Annotated in this window: 28 protein-coding genes; 13 read left to right on the top strand and 15 right to left on the bottom strand. The window is 67.1% G+C overall.

What is annotated here, in order from left to right:
• The first annotated feature begins 131 nt into the window (after positions 1 to 131).
• The 5 genes from MNI96_RS05490 to MNI96_RS05470 all read left to right on the top strand — a co-directional run bounded on the left by MNI96_RS05490 (position 132) and on the right by MNI96_RS05470 (position 5,408).
• On the top strand, positions 132 to 911 hold the full coding sequence (locus tag MNI96_RS05490; protein ID WP_249691073.1) for a DeoR/GlpR family DNA-binding transcription regulator: 780 nt from the start codon (positions 132 to 134) through the stop codon (positions 909 to 911).
• A gap of 136 nt (positions 912 to 1,047) precedes the next feature.
• Entirely contained in the window at positions 1,048 to 2,055 is a 1,008-nt protein-coding gene (locus MNI96_RS05485) for an ABC transporter substrate-binding protein (protein WP_249691072.1), read from the top strand.
• Positions 2,056 to 2,223: 168 nt separating this feature from the next.
• Positions 2,224 to 3,285, top strand: coding sequence for a putative 2-aminoethylphosphonate ABC transporter ATP-binding protein (locus MNI96_RS05480; RefSeq protein WP_249691071.1), 1,062 nt, complete (start codon positions 2,224 to 2,226; stop codon positions 3,283 to 3,285).
• Entirely contained in the window at positions 3,282 to 4,970 is a 1,689-nt protein-coding gene (locus MNI96_RS05475; protein WP_249691070.1) for an ABC transporter permease subunit, read from the top strand. The genes MNI96_RS05480 and MNI96_RS05475 overlap by 4 nt, the downstream gene beginning before the upstream one ends.
• A 246-nt stretch (positions 4,971 to 5,216) precedes the next feature.
• Entirely contained in the window at positions 5,217 to 5,408 is a 192-nt protein-coding gene (locus tag MNI96_RS05470; RefSeq protein WP_249691069.1) for a hypothetical protein, read from the top strand.
• A gap of 88 nt (positions 5,409 to 5,496) precedes the next feature.
• On the opposite strand, the gene MNI96_RS05465 is transcribed toward MNI96_RS05470, so the two are convergent.
• Together MNI96_RS05465 and MNI96_RS05460 are read right to left on the bottom strand one after the other, a co-directional pair.
• A complete protein-coding gene (locus tag MNI96_RS05465) occupies positions 5,497 to 6,498 on the bottom strand; it encodes a DNA topoisomerase IB (protein WP_249691068.1) in 1,002 nt (333 codons plus the stop codon).
• 93 nt (positions 6,499 to 6,591) lie between these two features.
• Complete coding sequence (locus MNI96_RS05460) at positions 6,592 to 8,229, bottom strand: sensor histidine kinase (protein ID WP_249691066.1); 1,638 nt, start codon at positions 8,227 to 8,229, stop codon at positions 6,592 to 6,594.
• A gap of 306 nt (positions 8,230 to 8,535) precedes the next feature.
• Between MNI96_RS05460 and MNI96_RS05455 the strand changes: the two genes are divergently transcribed.
• Positions 8,536 to 9,507, top strand: a complete 972-nt coding sequence (locus MNI96_RS05455) for an SDR family oxidoreductase (protein WP_249691063.1) — start codon at positions 8,536 to 8,538, stop codon at positions 9,505 to 9,507.
• A gap of 69 nt (positions 9,508 to 9,576) precedes the next feature.
• Here MNI96_RS05455 and MNI96_RS05450 read toward each other — a convergent pair whose 3' ends face one another.
• From MNI96_RS05450 to MNI96_RS05440, 3 genes are all read right to left on the bottom strand, one after another.
• The gene (locus MNI96_RS05450) at positions 9,577 to 9,972 is read right to left on the bottom strand and encodes a response regulator (RefSeq protein ID WP_249691061.1); all 396 of its coding nucleotides are present in this window, start codon (positions 9,970 to 9,972) and stop codon (positions 9,577 to 9,579) included.
• A gap of 75 nt (positions 9,973 to 10,047) precedes the next feature.
• Entirely contained in the window at positions 10,048 to 11,100 is a 1,053-nt protein-coding gene (locus tag MNI96_RS05445) for a sensor histidine kinase (RefSeq protein WP_249691060.1), read from the bottom strand.
• Positions 11,101 to 11,350: 250 nt separating this feature from the next.
• Positions 11,351 to 11,788, bottom strand: a complete 438-nt coding sequence (locus MNI96_RS05440; protein WP_249691059.1) for a CBS domain-containing protein — start codon at positions 11,786 to 11,788, stop codon at positions 11,351 to 11,353.
• A gap of 281 nt (positions 11,789 to 12,069) precedes the next feature.
• On the opposite strand from MNI96_RS05440, the gene MNI96_RS05435 reads away from it, so the two are divergent.
• Positions 12,070 to 12,702, top strand: coding sequence for a BON domain-containing protein (locus MNI96_RS05435; protein WP_249691058.1), 633 nt, complete (start codon positions 12,070 to 12,072; stop codon positions 12,700 to 12,702).
• Between the two features lie 103 nt (positions 12,703 to 12,805).
• Here the strand turns inward: MNI96_RS05435 and MNI96_RS05430 are convergent, their stop codons facing one another.
• The 5 genes from MNI96_RS05430 to MNI96_RS05410 form a co-directional block, all read right to left on the bottom strand.
• Positions 12,806 to 13,519, bottom strand: coding sequence for an endonuclease/exonuclease/phosphatase family protein (locus MNI96_RS05430; RefSeq protein WP_249691057.1), 714 nt, complete (start codon positions 13,517 to 13,519; stop codon positions 12,806 to 12,808).
• Position 13,520: 1 nt separating this feature from the next.
• Positions 13,521 to 15,029 (bottom strand): phospholipase D-like domain-containing protein, encoded by a 1,509-nt coding sequence (locus MNI96_RS05425; protein ID WP_249691056.1) that lies wholly within the window; start codon positions 15,027 to 15,029, stop codon positions 13,521 to 13,523.
• Positions 15,030 to 15,125: 96 nt separating this feature from the next.
• Positions 15,126 to 15,347 (bottom strand): hypothetical protein, encoded by a 222-nt coding sequence (locus MNI96_RS05420; RefSeq protein WP_249691055.1) that lies wholly within the window; start codon positions 15,345 to 15,347, stop codon positions 15,126 to 15,128.
• A 121-nt stretch (positions 15,348 to 15,468) separates the two neighbouring features.
• Positions 15,469 to 16,551 (bottom strand): mechanosensitive ion channel family protein, encoded by a 1,083-nt coding sequence (locus MNI96_RS05415; protein WP_249691054.1) that lies wholly within the window; start codon positions 16,549 to 16,551, stop codon positions 15,469 to 15,471.
• Positions 16,552 to 16,593: 42 nt separating this feature from the next.
• The gene (locus MNI96_RS05410) at positions 16,594 to 17,169 is read right to left on the bottom strand and encodes a sigma-70 family RNA polymerase sigma factor (RefSeq protein WP_249691052.1); all 576 of its coding nucleotides are present in this window, start codon (positions 17,167 to 17,169) and stop codon (positions 16,594 to 16,596) included.
• A 240-nt stretch (positions 17,170 to 17,409) separates the two neighbouring features.
• Between MNI96_RS05410 and MNI96_RS05405 the strand changes: the two genes are divergently transcribed.
• From MNI96_RS05405 to MNI96_RS05390, 4 genes are all read left to right on the top strand, one after another.
• Positions 17,410 to 17,676, top strand: coding sequence for a hypothetical protein (locus MNI96_RS05405; protein ID WP_249691050.1), 267 nt, complete (start codon positions 17,410 to 17,412; stop codon positions 17,674 to 17,676).
• Between the two features lie 43 nt (positions 17,677 to 17,719).
• A complete protein-coding gene (locus MNI96_RS05400) occupies positions 17,720 to 18,154 on the top strand; it encodes an MgtC/SapB family protein (protein ID WP_249691048.1) in 435 nt (144 codons plus the stop codon).
• A 182-nt stretch (positions 18,155 to 18,336) separates the two neighbouring features.
• On the top strand, positions 18,337 to 18,663 hold the full coding sequence (locus tag MNI96_RS05395; RefSeq protein WP_249691046.1) for a hypothetical protein: 327 nt from the start codon (positions 18,337 to 18,339) through the stop codon (positions 18,661 to 18,663).
• 6 nt (positions 18,664 to 18,669) lie between these two features.
• Positions 18,670 to 18,933 carry a hypothetical protein gene (locus MNI96_RS05390; RefSeq protein WP_249691045.1) on the top strand — a complete coding sequence of 88 codons (264 nt, stop codon included), beginning with the start codon at positions 18,670 to 18,672 and terminating at the stop codon, positions 18,931 to 18,933.
• A gap of 55 nt (positions 18,934 to 18,988) precedes the next feature.
• Here MNI96_RS05390 and MNI96_RS05385 read toward each other — a convergent pair whose 3' ends face one another.
• Entirely contained in the window at positions 18,989 to 19,501 is a 513-nt protein-coding gene (locus tag MNI96_RS05385; protein WP_249691037.1) for a superoxide dismutase family protein, read from the bottom strand.
• Positions 19,502 to 19,732: 231 nt separating this feature from the next.
• On the opposite strand from MNI96_RS05385, the gene MNI96_RS05380 reads away from it, so the two are divergent.
• Together MNI96_RS05380 and MNI96_RS05375 are read left to right on the top strand one after the other, a co-directional pair.
• Positions 19,733 to 20,074, top strand: a complete 342-nt coding sequence (locus MNI96_RS05380; protein ID WP_249691034.1) for a hypothetical protein — start codon at positions 19,733 to 19,735, stop codon at positions 20,072 to 20,074.
• A 34-nt stretch (positions 20,075 to 20,108) separates the two neighbouring features.
• Positions 20,109 to 20,420 (top strand): hypothetical protein, encoded by a 312-nt coding sequence (locus MNI96_RS05375; RefSeq protein WP_249691033.1) that lies wholly within the window; start codon positions 20,109 to 20,111, stop codon positions 20,418 to 20,420.
• A 61-nt stretch (positions 20,421 to 20,481) separates the two neighbouring features.
• On the opposite strand, the gene MNI96_RS05370 is transcribed toward MNI96_RS05375, so the two are convergent.
• From MNI96_RS05370 to MNI96_RS05355, 4 genes are all read right to left on the bottom strand, one after another.
• A complete protein-coding gene (locus tag MNI96_RS05370) occupies positions 20,482 to 20,721 on the bottom strand; it encodes a DUF2188 domain-containing protein (protein WP_249691031.1) in 240 nt (79 codons plus the stop codon).
• 28 nt (positions 20,722 to 20,749) lie between these two features.
• The gene (locus MNI96_RS05365) at positions 20,750 to 21,478 is read right to left on the bottom strand and encodes an alpha/beta hydrolase family protein (protein ID WP_249691029.1); all 729 of its coding nucleotides are present in this window, start codon (positions 21,476 to 21,478) and stop codon (positions 20,750 to 20,752) included.
• Positions 21,475 to 22,593, bottom strand: a complete 1,119-nt coding sequence (locus tag MNI96_RS05360; protein WP_249691027.1) for a DUF3182 family protein — start codon at positions 22,591 to 22,593, stop codon at positions 21,475 to 21,477. Before MNI96_RS05360 ends, MNI96_RS05365 begins: the two co-directional genes overlap by 4 nt.
• A gap of 88 nt (positions 22,594 to 22,681) precedes the next feature.
• On the bottom strand, positions 22,682 to 23,134 hold the full coding sequence (locus MNI96_RS05355) for a hypothetical protein (RefSeq protein ID WP_249691025.1): 453 nt from the start codon (positions 23,132 to 23,134) through the stop codon (positions 22,682 to 22,684).
• Positions 23,135 to 23,221: the final 87 nt, after the last annotated feature.

Raw genomic sequence — 23,221 nt, 5'->3', positions numbered from 1 at the left:
CGGAATTTCTGCGCAGGCTTGCCTTGGCGGCCGGACCGTGCCCCTATTTGCAGGCATAAAATGTTCGATTTCGAACAAAATAGTGGAAGCTGAAGGGCTTCAAGGCCACGGGACGGCAAGAGACACGGCGGATGCGGACGGGCGAGACTCCCAAGAAGAAGACCCTGCGCCAGCAGCAGGTCATGAGCTTCCTGGAGAAATCCGGTTATGCCTCGGTCGAGGAACTGACCCAGCGCTTCGCCGTCACCTCGCAGACGATCCGTCGCGACATCGGCGAACTGGAGGAGAGCGGCCGCGTGCGGCGCCACCACGGCGGCGTCGCGCTGGCAAGCCCGATCGACGCCCATACCTACCGCCAGCGGCGGGTCGAGCGCGCCAGCGCCAAGCGCCGCATCGCGCGGCGGGTCGCCGAACTGGTGCCGGACGGAGCCTCGGTCTTCCTCGACACCGGCTCGACCTGCGAGGCCGTTGCCGAGGCCCTGTGCGAGCGCACCGGCCTCAGGGTCGTCACCTACGGACTGCGGGCGGCGGTCACGCTGATCGACCGGACGGACTTCACCGTCGCCGTTCCCGGCGGCTTCGTCCAGAACGTCGCCGGCAGCGTCAGGGGCGAGGACATCGCCGAGTTCATTCGCCGGTTCCGCTTCGACGTGGCGATCATCGCCGTCAGCGGCATTGCCGAGGACGGTGGCATGGGCGACGACGACCAGAACGAGGTGTCGATCGTGCGTGCCGCCATCGGCCAGGCCCGCTCGACGCTGCTTGCCAGCGATTCCAGCAAGTTCTGCCGCACTGCCCTCGTGCATCTGGGGCCGGTGACGGAGGTTTCCGATCTCGTCACGGACGCGGCTCCCCAAGGTGCACTGCAGCAGATCCTTGCCTCATCTGAGGTCAGGCTGCACATTGCGTGACCGCAAGCCGGCCGGAAATCCGTTCGTCGGCTAAAAAATCTCGAAAGTTTCATTTAGACTGTTGTGAAGCTGCGCCGTTTGCGCATTAAATGTCGTAAAAAGAAAAATGTTGTCTTTTGAACAGAGGAGAACCGAGATGCACCTGACAAAGCGGTCCGCACTGGCCGCCCTTGCAGCGATGATGCTGTCGGGCACGGCGATGGCCGACACGATCACGGTCTATACGTCTTATGAGGAGGACGAGGCCGCGGCCTTCCTCGAGGAGGCGAAGAAGGCGCTTCCCGACATCGACGTGAACATGCTGCGCCTCTCGACCGGCGACCTTGCTGCGCGCATCATCGCCGAGAAGGCGAATCCCCAGCACGACGTGCTGTGGGGCTTTGCCGTCACGTCGATGGTCAATCCGGAAATCCTCGAGGGTCTGGAGGCCTACAAGCCCGCCGGCATCGACCAGGTTCCCGAGCGCTTCCGCGATCCCGACGGCAAGTGGTTCGCCGTCACCGGCTATATGGCCGCGCTTTGCGTCAACAACGAGCGGCTGAAGGACAAGGGCCTGAAGATGCCCACCTCCTGGGCCGACCTGACCGATCCGTCCTTCAAGGACGAGGTGGTGATGCCCAACCCGGCCAGTTCCGGCACCGGCTATATCCAGATCAACTCGCTGCTGCAGCTGATGGGCGAGGAGAAGGGCTGGGAGTTCCTCGACAAGCTCGACAAGAACGTCGCCCAGTATATCAAGTCGGGCTCGCGTCCCTGCAACGCCGCGTCCGCCGGCGAATACACCGTCGGCGCGTCCTTCGGCCTGCGCGCCGTCAAGAACATCGAGGAAGGCTATCCGATCACGCTCGTGGTCCCGTCCGAAGGGGCCGGCAACGAGATGGAGGCCAACGCGCTGGTCGCCGCCTCCAAGAACAAGGACGCCGCCAAGCGCTTCCTCGACTGGACCTTGAGCGAACAAGCAGCCAACGCCTATTACGACTGGAAGGCGATCGTCACCGTGCCGGGCGGTAAGATGCCCGAGCGCTTCACCTCTGCCGGCCTGCCGGACGACGTGTCGAAGGTCCTGTTCCCGGTCGACTTCAAGGCCGCGGCCGAGGAGCGCTCCCGGATCATCCAGACCTGGCAGGAAAAATACGAGCGTTGAGAACGGCTTGAGCCGAAACTCGTAAGGGCATTCCGGCGGTCTTGCGCATGGCGCGGGACCGCCGGGTAAGCCGTCCCGCCTCGTGATCCGTTGCCGCCGGCGCCGCTCCCTGGCGGACGGGCGCCGGCCGCCATCCTTTTGAAAAATCGCGCCCGCAGGGAAAACCCCATGGACCTTTCGATCCACGATCTCGTCAAGCGCTTCGGAAAGCTGACCGCGCTCGACCATGTCTCGCTGGAGGTGGCCCAGGGCTCCTTCGTCTGCTTCCTCGGCCCCTCGGGCTGCGGCAAGACCACCTTGCTGCGCGTCATCGCCGGGCTGGAAGAGGCCGATGGCGGCAGCATTCGCCTCGGCGATTCCGACCTGTCCGCGATCCCCGCGCGGAACCGCAATTTCGGCGTCGTCTTCCAGTCCTACTCGCTGTTTCCCAACATGACGGCCGCCCGCAACGTCGGCTACGGGCTCGAATGCCGGCGCTGGGACAGGCCGAGAATGCAAAATAGAATCAAGGAGATGCTCGACCTCGTGCATCTCGCCGACCAGGCCGAGAAGCTGCCCTCGCAGATGTCCGGCGGCCAGCAGCAGCGCATCGCGCTGGCCAGGGCGCTGGCGCCCGATCCGTCCGCGCTGCTGCTCGACGAGCCGCTGTCGGCGCTCGACGCCAAGGTCCGCGAGGAACTGCGCATCGAGATCCGCGCGGTGCAGAAGCGGCTCGGCATCACCACCATCATGGTCACCCACGACCAGGAGGAGGCGCTGGCCATGGCCGATCTGATCGTGGTCATGAGCAAGGGCCGGATCGAGCAGATCGGAACGCCGCAGCAGCTTTACCGCGAGCCGGCCACCGCCTTCGTCGCCGACTTCATCGGCCGCATGAACGTGCTGCCCCTCGATCCCGGCGCAGCAGCCGGGAGCTACAGTTTCGGCGGCACGGCACTGGAGGTGGCGACAACTGTAAACGGCAGCAAAGGTCCCTCGGCGCCCGCCGCGCTCGGCATCCGCCCGGAGGCCGTCGCCCTGCACGAGGCCGGTGCGAGCGGGGAAAATATCCTCGCGGCAAACGTGCGCTCCGTCAGCTTCCTCGGCAACATCACCCGCATCGAACTGGCACCGGAAAACCGGCCGGAAATCGCCATTGTCGCTGAGCTGCACGGCACCGCCGCCGTGCCGGAAACCGGCGCGCGGCTGGCCGTCTCTCTCCCCGCCGACGCGCTGCGGGTGCTGTCATGAGCGCAACAGTGGAACGCGGATCGCAGTCGGTCGGCAGGACCGCCGGCTGGGCCAGCGACCGCTCGATCACCATGGGCCTGTCGGTCCTCGCGGCGATCCCGATCCTGCTGTTCCTGCTGCTGCCGTTGACCGGCATCCTGCTGCGCGGCTTCGAGACGCCGACGGGCTTCGGCATCGGCAACTTTACCGAGACCTTCGGTGCGGAGCGCTTTTGGGGGCTGGTCGGCAACAGCATCTCGATGTCGCTGACCTCCACCCTGGCCGCCGTCGGCCTTGCCTATTTCTACGCCTACGCCCTGCAGCGGGCAGCCATTCCGTTCAAGCCGTTCCTGCGGATCGCGGTGCTGACGCCGCTCTTCGCTCCCTCGCTGGTGCAGGCGCAGGGACTTATCCTCCTGCTCGGCCGCAACGGCGTGTTCAACCGTTTCCTCGGCTTCGACATTGATATCTATGGCTTTTGGGGCACGGCAATCGCCAATGCGCTCTACGCCTTTCCCTATGCCTACCTGATCCTGTCCGCGGCGCTGGCGGTGGCCGATGCGCGCATCTACGAAAGCGCCGAGACGCTCGGCGCGGGACCTGCGCGCATCTTCCGGGACGTGACGCTGCCGGCGACCCGCTTCGGTCTGGCGGCGGCGATCTTCGTCGTCTTCACCCTGGTGATGACCGATTTCGGCAACCCGATGGTGATCGGCGGCGACTTCAGCGTCCTGGCCACCGAGGTCTACAACCAGGTGATCGGACAGGCGCAATTCGGCCTCGGCGCGGTGATCGGCATCGTCCTCCTGGTGCCGGCTATCCTCGCCAAGCTGATCGAGAAGCGCATCTCCAGCCGCCAGCACGCGCTGGTCACCGCCCAGTCCAAGCCCTTGGAAACAAAGCCGTCCCGCGGCCGCGACATCGCCTTCTCGCTCTATGCCTACACGGTCGTATCGCTGATCCTCAGCGTCCTTGTCATCGTCGTGGTGGCGAGCTTCGTGCGGCTGTGGCCCTACAATATGAGCTTCACGCTGAAGCACTACGAGTTCGACGTCCAGAACGGCACGGCGCCGCTGTGGAACAGCGTCGGCGTCTCGCTCGCCACCGCCGTCGTCGGCGTCGCGATCACCGGCCTCACCGCCATCGTGGTGCAGAAGTTCAAGAACCCTCTCACCGGTCCGCTGTCGCTGCTGGCGATCCTGCCGGCCGCCGTTCCCGGGATGGTGCTGGGCCTCGGCTACGTGCTGACCTTCAACGATCCGGCCAACCCGCTGAATGTGCTCTACGGCAGCTTCACGCTGATCGTTATCCTCAGCGTCTACTACAACCACGCCCACGCTTTCCTCATTTCCTCGACCAGTCTCAAGCAGATAGGCCCGGTCTTCGACGAGGCCTCGACGACGCTCGGCGGCAGCACGCTGACCACCTTGCGCAAGGTGACGCTGCCGCTTTTGTGGCCGACGCTGCTCGGCGTCGGCGTGTTCTATTTCATGCGCACGATGGTCTCGCTCTCGGCAGTTATCTTCCTGGTGACGCCGTCGACGCAGCTCGCCGCCGTCTCGGTGCTGCAGCTCTCCGACCGCGGCGCGATCAACCAGGCGGCGGCCTTCTCGGTCTGCATCATGGCCATCGTGATCGGCTGCCTTTTGGTCGTGCGCGCCATCCTGTGGCTCGCCGGCGCGAAGAACGTCACCCTGATCCGCTAGAGGCGCGCGCCAAAAAGATCAGCGGACGCAAGGACTTGCTCTCTTGCGTCCGCTGACAGCGCGCGGCTTGTCCCCGTGCCCGAAAAATCGAGAAATTTCGAGACGGATTTTGCAAAATTCCGCGCCGAAATCGCCGAATTTCGAGAAATGCGTCTCAATCTCCCCTTCCCTGACAAGTCACCTGACAAAATGACGGAACCTCGTGGCGTCCGACCGGTTAGGTCGGTTCAACCACAGGAGTTCCACATGGCCGAATCCCTCTGGCTGCTTGTTGTCCTCGGCGGGCCCGTGATCATGGGCCTGTTCTTCTTTTACGCGCTGATGCGCCGGCGCAAGCGCGCCGAGCAGGCGCAGCGCCCGCGCGGCGAGGAGGTGACGAAGGAGATGTACCGGAAGGACGCAACCGAAGGCGACCGCACCAAACCGCCGGAATACTGACGGCGGGCGGGAAGGATCCTCCGCCGCTGCCCCGATGGGGGACAAGGATCGCCGGTCCCCGGGGACAAGGGACCGCGGCCAGGTCGTCTCAGGCCATCTCGTCCAGAAAGGCGAGGAAGCGGGCCTCGGCGGCGAGAAGACCGGAGCGGCCGCGCGCCGACCCGGCGCGCGCAAGGCTCGCCTCGATCCGCTCGCGATCCTCTCCGGCGAGCGACAGCACCGCCGGGTGAACGTAGCTGGCGCGGCAGACCGCCGGCGTGTTGTGAAGGACGGAGGCCGCCGCATCGCAGATCGCCTTGACCCGCACTGCTTCATCCTTGCGCAAGGCCGCCAGCACCGCCTCGAAGGCCGCGACGCTGCCGCCCCAGGTCCGGAACATCTTGGCGCTGGTGGCAACGCCAGCGATTTCCGACAGATAGGCGTTGAGCCGCCCGGTCTCGATCCGGCAGATCTCGCCCGCCTCGTCCTTCCAGGAAAACAGCTCGCGCCCCGGAATCTCGGTGAGCTCGTCCAGCGCCTCGAACAGCACCCGATCCCGCAACTCGTAATCCTCGACCGTTCCGCCCTTGCCGCGAAAGCGCAGGCGCACGACCCCGTCCTCGGGAAGGTCGACGTGGTTCTTCAGCAGAGTTGCGGCGCCATAGGTGCGGTTCTCCCGGACGTAGCGGCGCTTGCCGATCCGGATCCGGGTCTTGTCGATCAGCGAGACCATCGCCGCCAGCAGCCCTTCCGGGCAGGGCAGTTCCCGCTGCAGGTCGCGGCGGACGCGGCGGCGGATGCGCGGCAGGGCACGGCCGAAGTCGGCCAGGCTGTCGTATTTGAGCGTTCGGCGCTCTTCTTCCCATGCAGGATGGTAGCGGTACTGCTTGCGCCCGCGGTCGTCCAGTCCGGTCGCCTGCAAGTGGCCTTGCGGATCGAGACAGATCCAGACGTCGCGCCAGGCCGGGGGGATCGCCAGACCGGCGATGCGTTCCAGCGTTTCCCAGTCCTTGACCGGCGCGCCGTCGGCAAGGCTATAGGAGAAGCCGCGCCCGCGCTTGCGCCGGCTGATGCCCGGGTCCTCGTCGCTGACATAGGTAAGGGTGCCCATTGCATCTTCCGCCGGCTGCCCATCGGGCGTTGTCGTCACGACAAAGACAACGCCGGCACCCCCGGCAGGTTCCGCGTCCGGGTCCACCGCCCGCTATTCGGCGGCCTTGTAGGTGAGGTTCTCCGCGACCGCATCGAGCGGGTTCGCGCTGCCGTCCTTGCGCAGCGCCGACCAGGGCGCATGCAGCGACCAGTAGAGCCCGTCCGGCCGGTACTCCAGCGTCACGCTGGCCGAGAAGGCCGCCGCCGCATGCCGCTCGATGATCACCGAGCCGAAGCCGCTCCGCTCGGGCGGCGAGACGGGCGGTCCGCCCTCCTCCGTCCACTCCAGCAGCACGCCCGGCTCGTCCCGCCGGTCGCCGGCGCTCCTCCAGGAGATGCGGATGCATCCGTGCGGGCTCTGCAGCGCCCCGTACTTGATGGAATTGGTGGCAAGCTCATGCAGCACGAGGCCGAGATTCTGTACCGCGCTGACCCCGAGCACGAAATCCTCGCCGTCGATTGCCCGCTGGTCGAGCGACACGCCGACGGTCGTCAGATGCTGGTCGATCAGGCTGTGCATCGACACGCCGTACCAGTTTTCCTGGGCCAGCAGCTCGACGGACTGGGCCAGGCCCTGCAGCCGGCTGTCCGCCGCCTCCTGGAACTCTTCCTTGGTGGCGGACTGGCGGGCGATCTGCCGCAGGATCGCCTGCACCAGGGTCAGCACGTTCTTGGTGCGATGGACCAGCTCGCGCAGCAGCAGATGGACGCGGTTTTCGGCCTCGCTCCGGTCGAAGGAGGCATTGCACAGCGCCACGGCGATCTGGTTCACCTCCAGCACCCGCGTCTCCAGCGGCGCGACAACCTCGCCGCGCCCCATCCGCTCGGCCATTCGCGACAGCTGCCGCACGGACCGGCTGAGCTGGCGGGCCACCAGATAGGCCAGCAGCATGCTCATGGCGATGAAGGCGATGCTGCCGAAGACCAGCACCTTCCACGTCACGACCGACGACTGCACCGAGGCGACCGGCCCCGACACGACCACCACCCAGGGAAAGCTGGGCAGCCGGGCATAGCCGCTCACCATCGCCTCGCCGCCCTGCTCGAACTCCACCGCATCGCTGTACCGGCTGAAGCCGTTGTGCGGATCGGCGGGAAAGGAGGACGCAGTAGGCAGACCGCTGGCGCCGCTGGAGGCGATGACCATGTCGGTCTGGTCGATGACGGCGGCGCTCCAGCCGGGCGGGATCGCCTCGCGCGACAGCACGGCCTGCACCTGATCGGTGCCCTGGGTCAGGACGAGAGCGGCGCCGACATCGCGCAGGCTCTCGGGAAGCGGCATGGTGACGTTGAACACCCACTCTCCCCCGGTCTTGCCGAAGAAGATGTCGGAGACGGTGGTCTTGCCGCTCGAAAGGGCCGTTTCCAGCGCGGCGACATTGGAAGTGGGGCCGAGCGGCGTGCCGTAGGGAACGCGGGTGTTGAGCAACTGCTGCCCGGTCTCGTCCATCAGGATGAGATACATGGAATGCGACGACAGGATGTGCTGCGTCCGGTTCTGGAAGCCGCGAAGGTCGCCGTCCTCCAGTTCCGGAAAGACCGCCAGCAGCCGCAGCGTCGACGTCATGTCGGTGAGGTGGCGCTCGACGATGCGCCCGAGCGCGCGCGCATCCGTGGTCGCCCGTTCGCGCAGCTCCTTTCGCTCGTTCGTCTCGATCTCCAGGAAGAGAAAGGTCGCGAACGCGATCAAGGGAACCGCAATGGCGGCCGCGAGCAACGTCAGATACGACGTGATGGATGCCGTTGCCGGCGCAAGCGAGAACGCAGAAAACAGTTTGCGCAAACGTGTCCGGTGCCGCCCACGCCCGCACATGCCCTCACGCGCGGCCCGACAACACCCCTTTCCGGCTAGACGTTCACCCCCCGATCCGTTGCAAACCGTACTATCAAATCGCAGGCTTGGCCATAACGCCATTTTTGCGAAGCTGTGAACAAAGGAACATCGACCGGTGCCGCGCGGTTCGACAGGGTCGACCCCCAGCCGCAGGAGCACGAAATGGCAACACCCAACCGCAAGACCACGACCGAGGCGACCGCCGGACGCCAGCGCAGGATCCAGGACGAAATCGACAAGGGCGGCGGCACGGCGCACGCAAAGAGCGGCGCCATGCAGGCCGGCGCCCGGCTCTATCCCGAGCCGCCGCTGCCCGAACAGCACCAGCCCAAGCCCGGCGCCGAATGGGCCCTCGATCCTCCGCCCATGTGCGATGCCCCCTATTACGAAGGCTCGCGCAAGCTCGCCGACAAGGTCGCGATCATCACCGGCGGGGATTCCGGCATCGGCCGCGCCGTCGCCATCCTGTTCGCCAGGGAAGGTGCGGATGTGGTGATCTCCTACCTGAGCGAAGACAGGGACGCCAAGGATACGGCCGAGATGGTGGAGAAGGAGGGCCGCCGCTGCCTGATGAGCCGGGGCGACCTGCGCGATCCCGCCTATTGCGCGCAGCTGGTGGACAAGACCGTCGACACGTTCGGCCGGCTCGATGTCCTGGTCAACAATGCCGCCTTCCAGGTGCATGCCGATGCGATCGAGGATCTGTCGACGGAGCATTTCACGGAAACCATCGAGACCAACCTGCACGGCCTGTTCCACATGTGCCGGGAAGCGGTGCCGCACATGAAGGCCGGCGCGGCGATCATCAACACCGGCTCGGTGGTCGGGCTCGAGGGCAAGGGGCAGCTGCTCGACTACGCGATCACCAAGGGCGGCATCCACGCCTTCACCAAGTCGCTGGCCGAGCAACTGCTGCCGCGCGGCATCCGGGTGAACGCGGTCGCCCCCGGCCCGGTCTGGACGCCGCTCAACCCGTCCGACCAGGCGGCCGACAGGATCGCCCGGTTCGGCGCCTCGGTGCCGATGAAGCGTCCGGCCCAGCCGGAGGAACTGGCCCCGGCCTATGTCTTCCTGGCCTCGTCGCACTGCTCCAGCTACATCACCGGCGAGATCCTGCCCGTGGTCGGCGGCTGAGGGGCGGACAGGCAGCACAGACGCGAAACGGGGCGGCCGAAGCCGCCCCGTTTCTCCAGCGAGGGCCTGTTACGGACCAGGCGGATCAGGTGGCCGCCCCGCCGACAGCAAGCAGGCCATTGCGTCGACGATCGCATGATCGTTGTAGGGCTTCGTAAAGAACCGGCTTTCCTCGGGAAGGCTGCTCTCTTCGAGGATCGCCTTGCCCGAAGCGACGATCAGCTTCACGGGAGGCCATCGGTCGCGGATGTAATGGGACAGCCTGATGCCGTCCATCGTCCCTGGCATCTGCACGTCGGTGAACACCAGATCGATGTCGGATCGCGACTCCAGAATGCGAATTGCCTCGTCCGCATTGTGTGCCTCCAACGCCTCGTAGCCCGCAGACAGCACCAGGCCGACAGCCCCCATGCGAAGGATCGCGCTGTCTTCGACCACCAGGACGACCGCCTTGCCGTTATGCATCTGTCACCCGGATCGATTGAGCCGATCAGATTAGCCGGCTTTTGATGAGATGGCGCTTTGCTGGCATGACGGCTCCTACTCTGCCGGTTGAAGGTCGGCCGGGAGTTCGCGGGAACTCCGGTGGCTGATGGTCACGGCAGTCCCGGGACCTGCATCGCTCAACCGGATTTCGGCCTCGCGGTTCCTGACGAGCGCCTCGACGATGCCGGTGCCCAACCCCGCCTTCGGGGCATCGCTGCCCGTGGGCATGCCTGTTCCGTTGTCGGTCACCGACAGGGTCCAGTCCGCACCGGTCGAGCTGTAGGCAATCGCGATCATGCCTTTCGACTGCTCCGGAAAGGCATGCTTGAGCGCGTTGATCACAAGTTCCGTCACGATAAGACCCAGGCTGACAGAAACGTCGGCCTGCACTGCGCTGTCGTCGACCGTCACCGATATCGAGAGCCGGTGCGGGTCGGCGATCATCGACGCACCGAGGCTTTCGCAAAGCTGCGTGAAGTAGGTGCGCAACTCGACAGTGCCGCCGCTGGACGTCGAGAGTTGCCGCTGCAAGGCTGCGATCGACATGACCCTGTGATGCGCGTTCTGCAGGTGGCCGCGCACTTCTTCCGACTGAACCTGACGCGCGCTCTGCATGAGAACGCTCGCGATGATCTGAAGGCTGTTGGCAACCCGGTGCTGGACCTCCTGAATCAGGATCGCCTTTTCCCGGACGAGGTCATCTTTCAGCCGGCCTTCGGCGCGCGCATCAGTCACATCGGTGACCGCCAGCAGAAGCCGAACATGGTCCTTGTCGCCATCGTCGAGGGTCTGCGCGGTGACGACCAGGTTTCGTGTTGCGTGGTTCGGCCGCTTGAGATCGATTTCGTAGGCTTCGATCTGGGCACTTCCGGACGCGGTTGCCTTCAGCAGCGAGGCAAGCTTTGGCATCGCCCATTCGCCGTTTCCAAGATCACTGAGGCGTCTGCCCGGAATTGTCGCCGGATCGACTTCGAAGGCCCGGCAGAACGATGTGCTCGCCGCGATCACCTTCTGGTCTTCGGTCAGGAAAAGCAGCGGCTCGTGCGACGAAACCACCACGGCGAGCGTGCTCGCCGCTTCGAAATGGATGAACGGTTCGTTGGACATGAAAATGGCCCTCATGGGCCGAAAACTCGCGGGGCGAGCCATCACTCGGCAGGAACGCCGTCAAACACAAACCCTGAGGCTGACGCTCCAAGACATCCTATCATATCTACCGCGGATCGGCACCACGCTTAATCCGGCGGCTGAGGGAAGGGCGAGCGGGCCGCACACGCGGAACGGGGCGACCGAAGCCGCCCCGTCTGCGTTGAAAGCCTGTTTCGGGTCATCGAAGGCCTGTTCCGAACCAGGCGGATCAGCTCGCCGCCGCCTGGTTGTGCGCCCCGCCGGGACGCACGACGCCGCTGAAGCCGATGCCCGTGACAGCCTGGTCCTGCTGCACCGCATCGGCCAGCGAGACGACGCCGGTCAGCCGCTTCTCGGCGTTCAGCACGACGAGGCGGCGCACCTGGATGTCGCCCATGTTCATCACCACGTCCTCGATCTCGTCGTCCTCGTGGCAGTATTTCACGTCGCGCGACATGACGTCCCGCACGCGGCCGGAGCCGTCGAGACCCCTTGCCACGCCGCGCACGACAATGTCCCGGTCGGTGATCATGCCGACCAGATGGTCGCCCTCGCCGACGGGAAGCAGGCCGATATCGCTTGACGCCATGCGCGAGGCGACGGCTTCCAGCGTGTCGTCGGGGCTCGCGATCTCCACGTCCCGCGTCATGATCTGAGAAATCTTCATGTCGGTCTCCCGGTGTCTGATGCCAGCGGTGCCGCCGCCCGCAAGGGGCAGCGAGACCTGGAAAGGCCGGCCCCCGCGGGCTGTCTCGTGTCCCGCGGCCCGGCACCTCCCGAACCGCAGCCGCATCCGGAATGTTCCCGGCCGGAAAGCGCCCGAGAGCGCCTGAGAGCGCCTGAGAGCGCCTGAGAGCGCCTGGAACATTCGCGCCACCTCGCCGGTTGTGCCCCAGTGAGGACGATCCGGCGAAGAGGATCCGAAACGGACCGAGCAAGGAGGCAAGCATGCCGTATCACGACGACGACATCCGGCAGGACGCCAGGCTGAGGGAACAACGCGCACGCGAGGCACTGCGGGACGAGCGGGAAGGTCGCCGCCGCCGCTCTCCCGGCATCGGCGCGCTGTACGGGCCCTATCCGATGATCGGCGAGGGGCTCTATCCCCCGTATCCGGGCTATTATGGCGAGGATTACGACGAGTACCGGCGCGACGACCCGTGGCGCGGGGCCGGCTATGCGGAACGGTATGGCGACCGGTATCGCCGCCGCGGCCGCGACGAGCGCGACTTCTGGGACCGCGCCAGCGACGAGGTCGCCTCGTGGTTCGGCGACGAGGATGCCGAGCATCGCCGCGACATGGACAAGCACCGCGGTAAGGGGCCGCGCGGCTACAAGCGCTCGGACGCACGCATCAGCGAAGACGTCCACGACCGGCTGAGCGACAATCCCTATCTCGACGCCAGCAACATCTCGGTCGAGGTCAACGACCGCGAGGTGACGCTGAGCGGGCTGGTCGACCACCGCCACGACAAGCGGCGGGCCGAGGACTGTGCCGAGTCCGTCTCCGGCGTCACCCATGTGCAGAACAACCTGCGCGTCCGTCCGCATCCGGTTCCGCCGCAAAGCGACCTGGCATGACGGACGCCGCGGCCGGCCCCTCTCCCGTTTCCTCCCCTCCCCGGGAGACGAGAGAGGGAGCCGGCCGCCGGCGCTTTCCCCCGCCCCCTTCGGCCTCCTTCCCCTATTTCCGTTCGAGGACGGCGAGCAGCGGCAGGTGGTCGGAGGCGAGGCGCGCCGGCGGCGTGCGCAGAGGCGTGCAGTCGAGGCAGCGCAGGCCCTTCGACAGGAAGATGTGATCGAGCCGCAGCAGGGGAAGGCGCGCGGGAAAGGTCGGCCCGGCAAGCCGGCCGGTTCTCGGCCGGGCAAGCTGCAGCACCGAAGCGACCTGCGCGAAGCTGGGCGAGGAGGGCACCGAGTTGAAATCCCCCATCAGCACCGTATCCTGTCCCCGGCACTCCGGATGGCCGAGCCAGGCCGGCCCGAGCAGCGTGCGCACCTGCGCCAGCCGCTCGCCCCGCCACAGGCCCAGATGCGTGTTGAAGACGTGGAGCGGGCGCGCGCCGTGCTCGATCTCGCACCAGATCGCGCCGCGCGGCTCGCCCCGCGAGGGGATCGGCCCGGTCTTGACCACGCGCATCGGCAGCGAGGTGAGGATGGCATCGCCGTATTTCTCCTCCGCCACATGCATGGCGGGATGGAAGACGGAGGTCATCTCCAGGGCCGCAGCGATCTCCTCCGCCTGGTCGATGCCGCCGCTGCGCAGGCGGCCGACATCGAGCTCCTGCAGGGCGACGACATCCGGCTGCGCCGCGGCGATCACCTCGACGATGCGGGCAAGATCGAGACGCCGGTCGCCGCCGACGCAGCCGTGCACATTGTAGGACAGGAGCCTCAAGCTAGAACCACGCCTTCAACATCCCGGTGAGGCGCGCGGCGGCAAAGCTGCCGACTTCGCGGAAGCGCTGCAGCGGCCAGTAGCGCCGTTTCGGATCGACGATGCCCGAGCCCAGATGCAGCAGGCCGGCGCGCTTGCGCGGATTGACCCGGTAAGGCCGCAGGCCGCGTTCGTTGACGTTGAGCTCGTCGATGACGGCCGTAAGCGAACCGGTGCGCGCGATCACCCGTTCGACCGCAGCCGGATCGGCGTCGAGATGCTCGGCCAGCAGAGAATTGCGCAAGCGCACGATCGCCTGCCGGCAGGCCTCGCCCTCCCCCGCGCCCTCTCCCGCGCTCGGGGCCTCGACCGCCAGGTCGCATTCCGTGTCGAAACCTTCCGAGCGGTTGTTGAGGTTCGACGAGCCGACGCGCACGAAGCGGTCGTCGACGATCACCAGCTTGGCGTGGATGAGCACTTCCTGCTCGCCGCCCTCGCCGTCGGGAACGACCGCATAGGCGATGCGCAGCCGGCCCTCGCCGTTGGCCCGCATCAGCCGGCGGATCGCCAGGGTGCGGCCGTAGCCCATCGTCCACTGCTCGAGAAGGCCGCGCGTGTCGCGGGTGACGAGGATCACCACTTCCGGCCCGCCCGGCTCGCGCAGGCGCGCGGTCAGATGCCGGACCACCCGCGTCGATACGAGATACTGGGTCTCGATATAGATGCTCTCGCGCGCCGCATCGATGGCGTCGCAGGTAAGCTGGATCGGATCCGTGCGCCGCTTGTGGTCGCTGCCGCCGGCCTCGGCCAGGGCGATGGCGATGTCGCACCCCGTAAGGTCGGGCTCCAGTTCGTCCGGCCAGGTCTCACCCGGCGCCTCGGCGGAGGGAAGCTCGTCCGGGACCGCCCGCCCCCAGCGCCGGCGTACAACATCCGCAACGACGCGCGCGCCCTCGCCCGACAGCGCCACCTGGATGTCGTGCACGGGTCCGTAAGGATCGCCGTTCGGCCGGCAGCGCAGCGGGTTCTGCGCCACGTGATCGGACGTGTCCCAACGCTGCGAGGTCAGGTCGATGCCGCCGACGAAGGCGAGTTCCTCGTCGATCACCAGCAGCTTCTGGTGATGGGAGGCGCGCAAGGGATGCTCGAAATCGTAATGCAGCGCGATGCGCGGATGCTCGCACCACTGGGTGTCCTGCAGCACCGGGATGCGGCCGCTGGAATAGACCGGCCCCTCGCCCCACACGAGGATGCGCACGTCGAGATCCGGCAGCGCCTCGACCCGCGAGCGCAGCAATTCGCCGAGCGTCATCGCGCCCTCGTTCTGCGGCTGCAGGCGGATCTCGGGATCGAAGTCCCAGCCGACGATCCAGATAGAGCGGCGTGCCTGCATCAAGGCAGCCTCGACCTGGCGGTAATAGGCGTCGCCGTCCACCAGGAAGGCGAGACGGTCCGCCCGCGCCACCCGCCAGGCATTGCGGTCGGTATCGATGATCGGGGAAGGGTCGGAAAAGGTGTCTGTGCGTGTCATCCGGGTGCCGCTGTTGCCTTGAAACATCAAGACGGGGAACATCAGGGGAAGGGGGCGCGCGCCGCGCTCCCTCTTCCGCGATGCGACGGACAAGCGTCAGCTGTCCCGCACGATCCGGTTGGACTCGTGATCCTGCCGCTGGTCGTTCTGCACACCCTTGCTGTCGAGGCCGCGCTCCTTGCCGTGGCGGGACTTGTCGCGGTTGGAAAGGGTCATGTTGTCGCCGAGGACGTCCTTGTCGGCGATGGTGCGCGCGCCGCTGCCGCTGCCCTTGCCCTGCGAACCGGCGCCCATGTGCTTCTTGCTTGCGTTGGCCATCTGGTTCTGTCCTCCTGCTGTGTGCGATCGGGCATGCGCCCGGATGGCGCCTGCCTCTAGGGATAAGTCGCGAGACAGGAAAACGTTCCCTGCCGCGGCGGCAGCCGCCATGAGGCGCGCCTTACGCGCTGCGCCGTTCCGGCACGGCCGCGACCTCCGCGCGGGTGCGCGGCAAGGCCTGCGGGAAGGTTTCACGGATATGGTCGATGAGCTTCTCGCGCACCTCGCAGCGCAGGTCGAAGGCGCGCCCGGCATCGCTGGCCGAGACGAGGATGCGGATCTCCATGACCTCCTCGCGGAAGTCGACCACCGCGACGTTGACGACCTGCCGGTCCCACAGCGGCGAGGCCGCGGCGATTTCCTCCACCTTCTCCCGCACCGCCTGAACGGGAATGGTGAAGTCGAGGAAGATCGTCACCGAGCCGATCAGCGAGGCGGTCTCGCGCGTCCAGTTCTGGAACGGCTTCTCGATGAAATAGCTGAGCGGCAGGACCAGCCGGCGCCAGTCCCAGATCTTCAGCACGACATAGGTGGAGGTGATTTCCTCGACCCGCCCCCACTCGCCCTCCACCAGCAGCGCATCGTCGATGCGGATCGGCTGGGTGATCGCCAGCTGGATGCCGGCGAACAGGTTCTTCAGCACCGGCTGCAGGGCGAGGCCCGCCACCAGGCCGGCCGCGCCCGCAGAGGCGAGCAGGCTGACGCCGTATTGGCGGATCGGCTCGCAGGTCATCATCACCCAGGACACGACGATGGCAACGATCAACACATTGGCGACACGCTGCAGGATGCGCGTCTGGGTGACATGCTTGCGGGCGAGAAGATTGTCCTCCGCATCCAGCTTGAACCGGCGCAGGTAGAGGACGAGCCAGATGTTGATGGCGGTGCGCGCCACCCAGCCGGCCAGCAGGATGAGGCAGACCGTCAACAGATGCTGGACCACATCCGCCTGGCGCGCCGACAGCGGGGCGAGCGAGGAGGCGATGACCAGCGCCAGGGCGAGCACCGCAAGCTGGCTCGGCCGGCGGGTGCGCGAGACGATGGACCGCCACACCAGGTCCTTGTCGGAGACGAGATAGGTCAGCGAGCGGAAGACGAGCCGCTGCACCACAAGCCCGGCCAGCAACGCGCCCGCGAACAGGGCGATGCCGACCACGTCCGGCCGGTCGAACAGGCTCTCGAGGCGCTCCATATAAAAGGTCATGACATGCGAACGGAGACGGGCACGACAGGTTCCCCAAGCCCCTCAGCCCGCCCGCAAGGTCTGGATGGAGGCGACCGGATGGTCGGCATCGCGCTCTACGGAGGAATTCGGCGAGCCCTCCCCCAGCTCTTCCAGCAGCCGGTGGCGGGCCCTGTTGAGCCGGCTCTTGATCGTGCCCATCGCGCAGCCGCAGATTTCCGTCGCTTCCTCGTAGGAGACGCCGCGCAGGCCGATGAGAACCAGGACCTCGCGCTGCTGCTCGGGAAGACGATCGATCGCTGCGGCGATCTCGTGCCCGCGGCACGACCATTCCTGCGTCGGGTCGGCGGCCGGGCGCAGGGACACGCAGTCGACCGCCCCCGGTGCCTCGCGCATGTCGATCTTGATCTTGGTGTAGAACGCGTTGCGCATGATCGTGAACAGCCACGACTTCATGCTGGTACCCGGACGGAACTGATGAATGCTGGTAAGCGCGCGCGTCAGGGTCTCCTGGACCAGGTCGTCGGCATGGGTCGGTTCCCGGTAGAACGTCCTTGCGAAGGCACGCAGGGCGGGGATCAGGTGGACGATCTCGGATTGCGGACCGCTTAGACGGGCGCGTGTGCGTATTCCCGGCATCGGGGCTCCTCCTCGACTGCAAGATCTGGCTGGCCCCCGATACCCCGTACACGGACTCAACTTTTCGTGAGCGGCAAGGTTCCCGATCCGCCGCTCTTTCTGTGCGCCCCAGGCAGTTCCGACAGGTCTCGATGCCGGCCCGGCAGCTTTTTCCGCAAAGTCCGCGTATCTACGGAACACCTGGGCCTGCCGCTTGTTCCATCCCGAGCATTCTTTCCCTGTCCGAAGCGGAGAAAAACCATGGGATCAGCGACCAGAACCACCGATCACGACACGATCCGCACATGGGCCGAGACCCGGGGCGGCCGGCCCGCGCGCGTGCGCAGCGAGGAGCCCGGCGGCATCCTCAGGATCGATTTCGGCAAGCCAGAAGAACGGCTGGAGGAAATCGGCTGGGACGAGTTCTTCGAGATCTTCGACAGGAACGGGCTGACCTTCCTCTACCAGGAGGAAACCGAGGACGGCGAAACGAGCCGCTTCAACAAGTTCGTGCACGGGGACGGATGAGCGGGCGCGGGCGCAACTCGGGACGACAAGAGGAAACGGGCGAATGGCGGATCTCGGGCTCGACATCGATCTCCTGTTTCACGATCTCCAGTTCGTCGTCACCGCCTTCCTTCTTGCCCTGCCGATCGGCTGGGAACGCGGCCGGGGGCCGCACAGCCCCGGTTTCCGCACCTTGCCCATCGTGGCGATGGCGTCCTGCGGTTTCGCGCTGATCATCGACTTCGGTGCGGACGACACGGAAGCCAGGGCCCGCGTTCTGCAGGGCGTGGTCACCGGCATCGGCTTCATTGGCGGCGGCGCGATCATCAAGCGCGGGCGCGACGTGCGCGGGCTCGCCACCGCGGCCAGTATCTGGAACGCCGGCGCTATCGGCCTCGCCGTAGGCCTCGGCCGCGTCAACGTCGCCATCCTGCTCAGCCTCATCAATCTGCTCGGCCTGTGGCTTCTCGCCGGCCTGAACGGAGAAGACCGGGATTGAACCGCTGTGGCAGGGGCGTGGAACAGGATTGCCGGTCAAGGGTTTGGAACACTGTGGCCTGCCGCGACAGCGGCAGGCCGCAACGGGCGGAAGGCCCGTTGCGGATCATGGGCCTTCCGCCTGCGGCCCCGGCACGGTTCGGTGCCGAAACCCCTGCCCGACCGCCAGCAAGGAGAGATGCCGTGACCCATCACGCAGCCAATGACAGCCATTCGCGCATCACCGGGTGCTTCGCCACGCGCGGCGACGCCGAGCGCGCCGTGGAACACCTCGTCCAGGAGCACGGCATCGACCGCTCTGCCATCTCGGTCGGTGCGGCCCGTCAAGCCAACAGCGCCGGCACGAAGGCCTCCGGAGCGGACGCCGCCGCCAATCCGGACGAAGGCTCCGCCTTCGAGCCGGCGCTGGGCGGGCCCATCGAGGTCTCCGTCCAGTTGAAGGACGCGAACGGCGCCCAAGCGGAAAAGGCCTTCCGCAGCGCCGGCGCAACCGACATCGTACAAAGGTGAGCCGCCATGTCGCAGCTGGAACCGTTCGAACTGGAAGGCCGTCTCAACGGATTGCGCGATGCGCTGGAGATCGTCCTGCGCCACCTGATCGCCCAGGGCGGAGCGCAGGACCTGCGCGCGCAACTGGAGGCGCGGCGGGAGCTTGCCGACCAGCAGGAGGATCCCGGCGCGGTGCCGCAGGCCGCCTTTGCCGTGGAAGCGGCGGCAGCGCGCGAGATCAAGCTGCTGCTGGAACGGGTCGAGGCCGGCCTGGAGCAGCGCCGGACATGAGACGAAGGCAGTTCGGCGGCAGCACTCCGCCGCCGCCGGACCGGGTTGCCTGACCTTATTCGATGACGGCGCAGGCCCGCCGGTCGCCGGCATCGCCGGTCGGCTGGCTGGAATAGTCGTCCTTGCCGCCATGGATCATCAGCGCCTTGCCGCGAATGGCCTGCTCGCCGTCCAGCGTCACCTTGGCGTTGAATACCTGCGCCCGCAGCGTGCCTGCGTCGTCGACCCACTGGTTCGGCATGTCGCCCGCATGCGGGCCCTTTTCCGCAAGGTAGCCGTGATCGGCGCCGCCCGGATTGAAGTGGCCGCCGGCCGACTTGTGGCCGTCGGAGGCATCGCACGTGCCGGTCTCGTGCACATGGAAGGCCACCCACTGGCCGGCGGGAAGGCCGCTCACCTCGAGGTCGATGAGCACGCCGGAAGACGTACCGGTGAGGGTGGCGCGGCCGGTCTCCTGGCCGTCCTGGCCGATGAAGGTGGCGCTCGCCTCCTGCCGGGCCTCATCCTGCGCGGCCGCTGGCAGCGCGGCAATGGCAATGAGGCCGGCGGCGATCATGACAGATTTCATCCCTGGATCTCCTGCATTTGGCGGTGACGGCGACGGAACGGCGAAGGCCGCCGTCCGCCCGTCTGCGACGAACCAGCGAACAGCAGGCATGTTCCGCGTTTCTTTCCCGCAGCTTTCCGCCCGCTGGTCCCGCTTCGCCATCCTGCAGGGAACATGCGGCGCCCTTGCGGCGTTGGAATCGAAATCGCCCAAACCATAGTCCGAACCCTCATCCGAACCAGGGAGGCTCCCGTGACAGCGAGATCCGCACCTCTTTTCCTTGCCGCGCTGCTGGCCCTTGCCGGACCGGCGAGCGCCCAGCAGCAGGACGCCGAGCCGCCCGCCATGGGCGACGAGCGCTGCCGCCTCAGTCCCGATCCGGACGGCGAGGGCCTCACCGGCCAGCCGGGCACGGAGGGCGAAGGCGAGACGCTGTCCGGCATGCTGGACGACTGCGAGGGCGTGCTGGAGCCGCCGCCTTCGAACAATGGCGAGTTCGTCCAGCCGGCGCCGGATGCCGGCGAGACCCCGGTGATCCCGCCCGGCGCCCTGCCCGGGCAGCAGACGCCGGACGGCGAAACGACAACCCAGTAACGGAACGGCACGCAAGGTGGGAGGTTCGCCAGACATGACCCGCAGGATCTACAAGCTCGTGCCCATCGCCGCCGCATGGGATCCGAACTGGGAGCGCGCCGGCGGCAGCGGCATCGTTCTGGTGCGCGCCGACTCGGCCGGCGATGCAAGGCTCGTCGCCAGCGAGGCCGAGCCGGATTTCCTCGACATCGACCGCAAGCCCTCGCACGGCGTCTCGACGCGCTTTGCCAGCGCCTTTCGCGACGAAAAGCTCTACGCGGTCGAAGATTGCGAGAGCTCCGGCCATTCCCCCGACGGGCCGCGCGAGGTGGTGGAAGGGACGATCCGGAATCCGCTTCAGGACTAACGGTGGAGGACGGCGGAAGCCGCCTCCCTCCTGCCGCCCCCATGGACCGCGTGAACGGGCGTCAGCTGTCGACCTCGGTCTGCGGCCGGTCGTTGCCCGCCTCCTGCTCGACATGCCAGGCGCCGGTCTCGTCCTGATATTCGATCCACTCCGCATCGCCCGGCCGGGTCTGTTCGCGCGCGGCCTGCACCGCGGCAAGGCGTGCCTCGTCGGCCGTGGCGAAGGTCTCGGAAAAGACGTCCTCGACGCGGTAGGCCCAGCCGCCGTCATGCTCGACGACGTGATAGACGACCTTGGTCATGTTGCGCTCCTTTGCGGTCGGCGGATGCTCAGCGGGCGCTGAGCACCATTTCCCGTACCCATCGCAGCAGCAGCTCGTCGTAGGAGCGCCGGCTTTCGGCGTCCGACAGGCCGTGGTCCGCGCCCTTGATGATGCGGTGGGTGATCGAGCAGGCATTGCTGAAGGCGGCGAGATAGCTGGCGATGGTGGGATGCGGAACGAGATGGTCGTTCTCCGATTCCACCACCAGCACGTCGCCGGAAAAATCCTGGCAGTGGCGCAGGGCCCGGTTGGCATCGCGCGCCACCTGCCGGCTGCGGTATTTCTGCAGCTCGCGCCGGTCGAGCGAGACCTTTGGCGTGTCCCAGTCCTCGTCGCGGTAGAGCGCCGGCACGCGCAGCGCCAGCCACCTGACCCGCCGCGAGGTCGCAAGAAAAGTGCTCAGATAGGCGCCGTAGCTGCTGGCGATGACGGCGATGGACGAGGTGTCGACCGCCGGATGCGAGGCAAGCACGTCATAGGCGGCGCAGATGTCGGCCAGATTGTCCGCGCGGCTGACCTTGGTCTTGTCCGAATCCATGGCGCCATGGCCGCGCATGTCGAAGGTGAGGCAGATGCAGCCGAGCCGCGAGATGGCGCGCGAGCGCTTTTCGTCGCGCTTCTGGCTGCCGCCCCAGCCGTGGACGAAGAGGACGCCCGGCCAGCCGGTCTGCGGCTCGAAGATCTGGCCGGCAAGCCGGGCGCCCGCAACCTCGATATGTGTGTCGGTCTTCCTCAAGGTGCGTCCTGTACGAAAGCGTATTTCAGGACCGGCCCGACCTCGGCATCGGTGCCGTGGAAATAGAGCCTGGCGTTCTCAGGGGGAACGGCCGTGGCGCCGTATCGTTCCACGGAAGCTGCGATAACGTGGCGGCGCGCCGGATCGCGGTCCAGCACCTCCAGCGCGGCAAGCTCGGCCGGGCTCGCCCCGCCGACCCGCCAGGACTGTTCCAGCACCGCGCAGCGCTGCTCGCCGGACTGGTCGGTGCCGACGATGATGTCGTAGTTGCGCCGCGAGGCGACGAGGCCGAGCTCGCGCTCGGCCAGCCGGTCGAAGCGCATGGCCATGGCGCAGAGTTTCGCCACGTCCGGCGGCACCAGCTTCAGCAGGTCGGCATAGCCGCCGCGGGCGACGAACAGGCGCGAGCCGCCATAGACCTGATCGCCGGTGTTGCTGAGGGTGAGCTCCTGCGTGCCGACATAGGCCGCATGCAGGTCGCCGAGCATCACCTCGCCGACGCTGTAGGTCTTCACATTCTCCAGATGCTCTTCCAGCACCAGCCCTTGCGCGAGCAGGCCGATCTCCTCGACCCGCGCCAGCACCCGGTCGAGCTCGCCCGGCGAGCGTGCCACGAACTGGCCGAGGCCGCCGCTGGCGCCGACCGCCTTGACCCGCACCGGACCGCGCTCGAGCAGCCGGCGGCCCGCCTGCGCCGCCCCCTCTGTGGTGAAGGCGCTCGCCCCGACCAGAACCACGTCGCAGGCAGCTGCAGCAAAGGCGGCGGGCCAGCCCTCCGGCGGCGTTTCGCCGGGCGCCAGCGGATGGACGATGGCCTTGGTCGCCAGGAGCCCGGCCGGCACCCACCCGCCGAAGAAGCGCGCAGGATCGGGCCCGGCGGGGCCGAACACCGCCGAGCCGTCGTCGGCAAGGAGCGTGCTACGGGGAATGCAATAGCAGGCCTCGGCGTCGCCGACATCTTCCAGGCGGCCGCCGTAGCGGCGGCGCAGGAGCACGGCGGCATGCCGGGCAAGGGCCATATGGGTCTGCGCCTGATGGGTCGGCACGTCCTCGCACCCCCATGTCACGAGCAGACCCTCATCTGAAGATCCGCGATCTTCGGTGCTGGACGTCATCGCAGTGTCCCCAAGCATGCGCGGGGCCGGAGGGAGGCAGGCCGCGCAGGCCGCCTCCCTCGATCCGGCAACCGCCGATCAACAGCGGTTACTCCTTGATCCAGCCGCAAGCCTGCTGGATGGACGCGGTGTGGTCCGACTTCGCGGTCGGCAGCGCCGTGCCCGCGGGCGGCTGGCCACCGGCGGACCCGGTCGAGCCGGTCACGTCGCTGCCCGCACCCGGCGTCGTGCTGACGTTGCTGGCGGTGTCGACGCTGGCGCAGTGGGAACGCACCTGAGCCTGCTGCTCGCTGCTAAGCGTATCCCAGTTCGCCCGCACCTCGCCTTCCGAGCGCAGCGTGCCGGCCTCGGTGTCGCTGAAGAAGGCATCGCCGATGGCGCCGTCCCAGCCCATCGGAAGGCCGGAACCGGTGCTGGTGCCGGTGCTGGTGCTGGTGCCGGCCGCTGCCGGATCCGTGCCGGTCTGGGGCGCGGTCTGGGCCACGGCGCCGGTGGCAAGACCCAGCGAGAGCGAGGCGGCGATCAGAAACTTGCAAGACATGGACAGTCCTCCTGTTGCGTGGAGCCCTGCCAACACGCGGCGACGGGTTATGTTCCGAAGATCCGCGCTGATGCCGCATTATTTTGC

The organism is Stappia sp. WLB 29 (genome assembly GCF_023507705.1).
Lineage (GTDB): Bacteria > Pseudomonadota > Alphaproteobacteria > Rhizobiales > Stappiaceae > Stappia.
This window is presented reverse-complemented; position numbering and strand designations above follow the sequence as displayed.

What these genes read in the sequence shown, in the direction of transcription:
- MNI96_RS05490 (WP_249691073.1), top strand. Translation starts at nt 132, where the DNA reads ATGCGGACGGGCGAGACTCCCAAGAAGAAGACCCTGCGCCAGCAGCAG.
- MNI96_RS05485 (WP_249691072.1), top strand. Translation starts at nt 1,048, where the DNA reads ATGCACCTGACAAAGCGGTCCGCACTGGCCGCCCTTGCAGCGATGATG.
- MNI96_RS05480 (WP_249691071.1), top strand. Translation starts at nt 2,224, where the DNA reads ATGGACCTTTCGATCCACGATCTCGTCAAGCGCTTCGGAAAGCTGACC.
- MNI96_RS05475 (WP_249691070.1), top strand. Translation starts at nt 3,282, where the DNA reads ATGAGCGCAACAGTGGAACGCGGATCGCAGTCGGTCGGCAGGACCGCC.
- MNI96_RS05470 (WP_249691069.1), top strand. Translation starts at nt 5,217, where the DNA reads ATGGCCGAATCCCTCTGGCTGCTTGTTGTCCTCGGCGGGCCCGTGATC.
- MNI96_RS05465 (WP_249691068.1), bottom strand. Translation starts at nt 6,498, where the DNA reads ATGGGCACCCTTACCTATGTCAGCGACGAGGACCCGGGCATCAGCCGG.
- MNI96_RS05455 (WP_249691063.1), top strand. Translation starts at nt 8,536, where the DNA reads ATGGCAACACCCAACCGCAAGACCACGACCGAGGCGACCGCCGGACGC.
- MNI96_RS05450 (WP_249691061.1), bottom strand. Translation starts at nt 9,972, where the DNA reads ATGCATAACGGCAAGGCGGTCGTCCTGGTGGTCGAAGACAGCGCGATC.
- MNI96_RS05445 (WP_249691060.1), bottom strand. Translation starts at nt 11,100, where the DNA reads ATGTCCAACGAACCGTTCATCCATTTCGAAGCGGCGAGCACGCTCGCC.
- MNI96_RS05440 (WP_249691059.1), bottom strand. Translation starts at nt 11,788, where the DNA reads ATGAAGATTTCTCAGATCATGACGCGGGACGTGGAGATCGCGAGCCCC.
- MNI96_RS05435 (WP_249691058.1), top strand. Translation starts at nt 12,070, where the DNA reads ATGCCGTATCACGACGACGACATCCGGCAGGACGCCAGGCTGAGGGAA.
- MNI96_RS05425 (WP_249691056.1), bottom strand. Translation starts at nt 15,029, where the DNA reads ATGACACGCACAGACACCTTTTCCGACCCTTCCCCGATCATCGATACC.
- MNI96_RS05420 (WP_249691055.1), bottom strand. Translation starts at nt 15,347, where the DNA reads ATGGCCAACGCAAGCAAGAAGCACATGGGCGCCGGTTCGCAGGGCAAG.
- MNI96_RS05415 (WP_249691054.1), bottom strand. Translation starts at nt 16,551, where the DNA reads ATGACCTTTTATATGGAGCGCCTCGAGAGCCTGTTCGACCGGCCGGAC.
- MNI96_RS05410 (WP_249691052.1), bottom strand. Translation starts at nt 17,169, where the DNA reads ATGCCGGGAATACGCACACGCGCCCGTCTAAGCGGTCCGCAATCCGAG.
- MNI96_RS05405 (WP_249691050.1), top strand. Translation starts at nt 17,410, where the DNA reads ATGGGATCAGCGACCAGAACCACCGATCACGACACGATCCGCACATGG.
- MNI96_RS05400 (WP_249691048.1), top strand. Translation starts at nt 17,720, where the DNA reads ATGGCGGATCTCGGGCTCGACATCGATCTCCTGTTTCACGATCTCCAG.
- MNI96_RS05390 (WP_249691045.1), top strand. Translation starts at nt 18,670, where the DNA reads ATGTCGCAGCTGGAACCGTTCGAACTGGAAGGCCGTCTCAACGGATTG.
- MNI96_RS05385 (WP_249691037.1), bottom strand. Translation starts at nt 19,501, where the DNA reads ATGAAATCTGTCATGATCGCCGCCGGCCTCATTGCCATTGCCGCGCTG.
- MNI96_RS05375 (WP_249691033.1), top strand. Translation starts at nt 20,109, where the DNA reads ATGACCCGCAGGATCTACAAGCTCGTGCCCATCGCCGCCGCATGGGAT.
- MNI96_RS05370 (WP_249691031.1), bottom strand. Translation starts at nt 20,721, where the DNA reads ATGACCAAGGTCGTCTATCACGTCGTCGAGCATGACGGCGGCTGGGCC.
- MNI96_RS05360 (WP_249691027.1), bottom strand. Translation starts at nt 22,593, where the DNA reads ATGACGTCCAGCACCGAAGATCGCGGATCTTCAGATGAGGGTCTGCTC.
- MNI96_RS05355 (WP_249691025.1), bottom strand. Translation starts at nt 23,134, where the DNA reads ATGTCTTGCAAGTTTCTGATCGCCGCCTCGCTCTCGCTGGGTCTTGCC.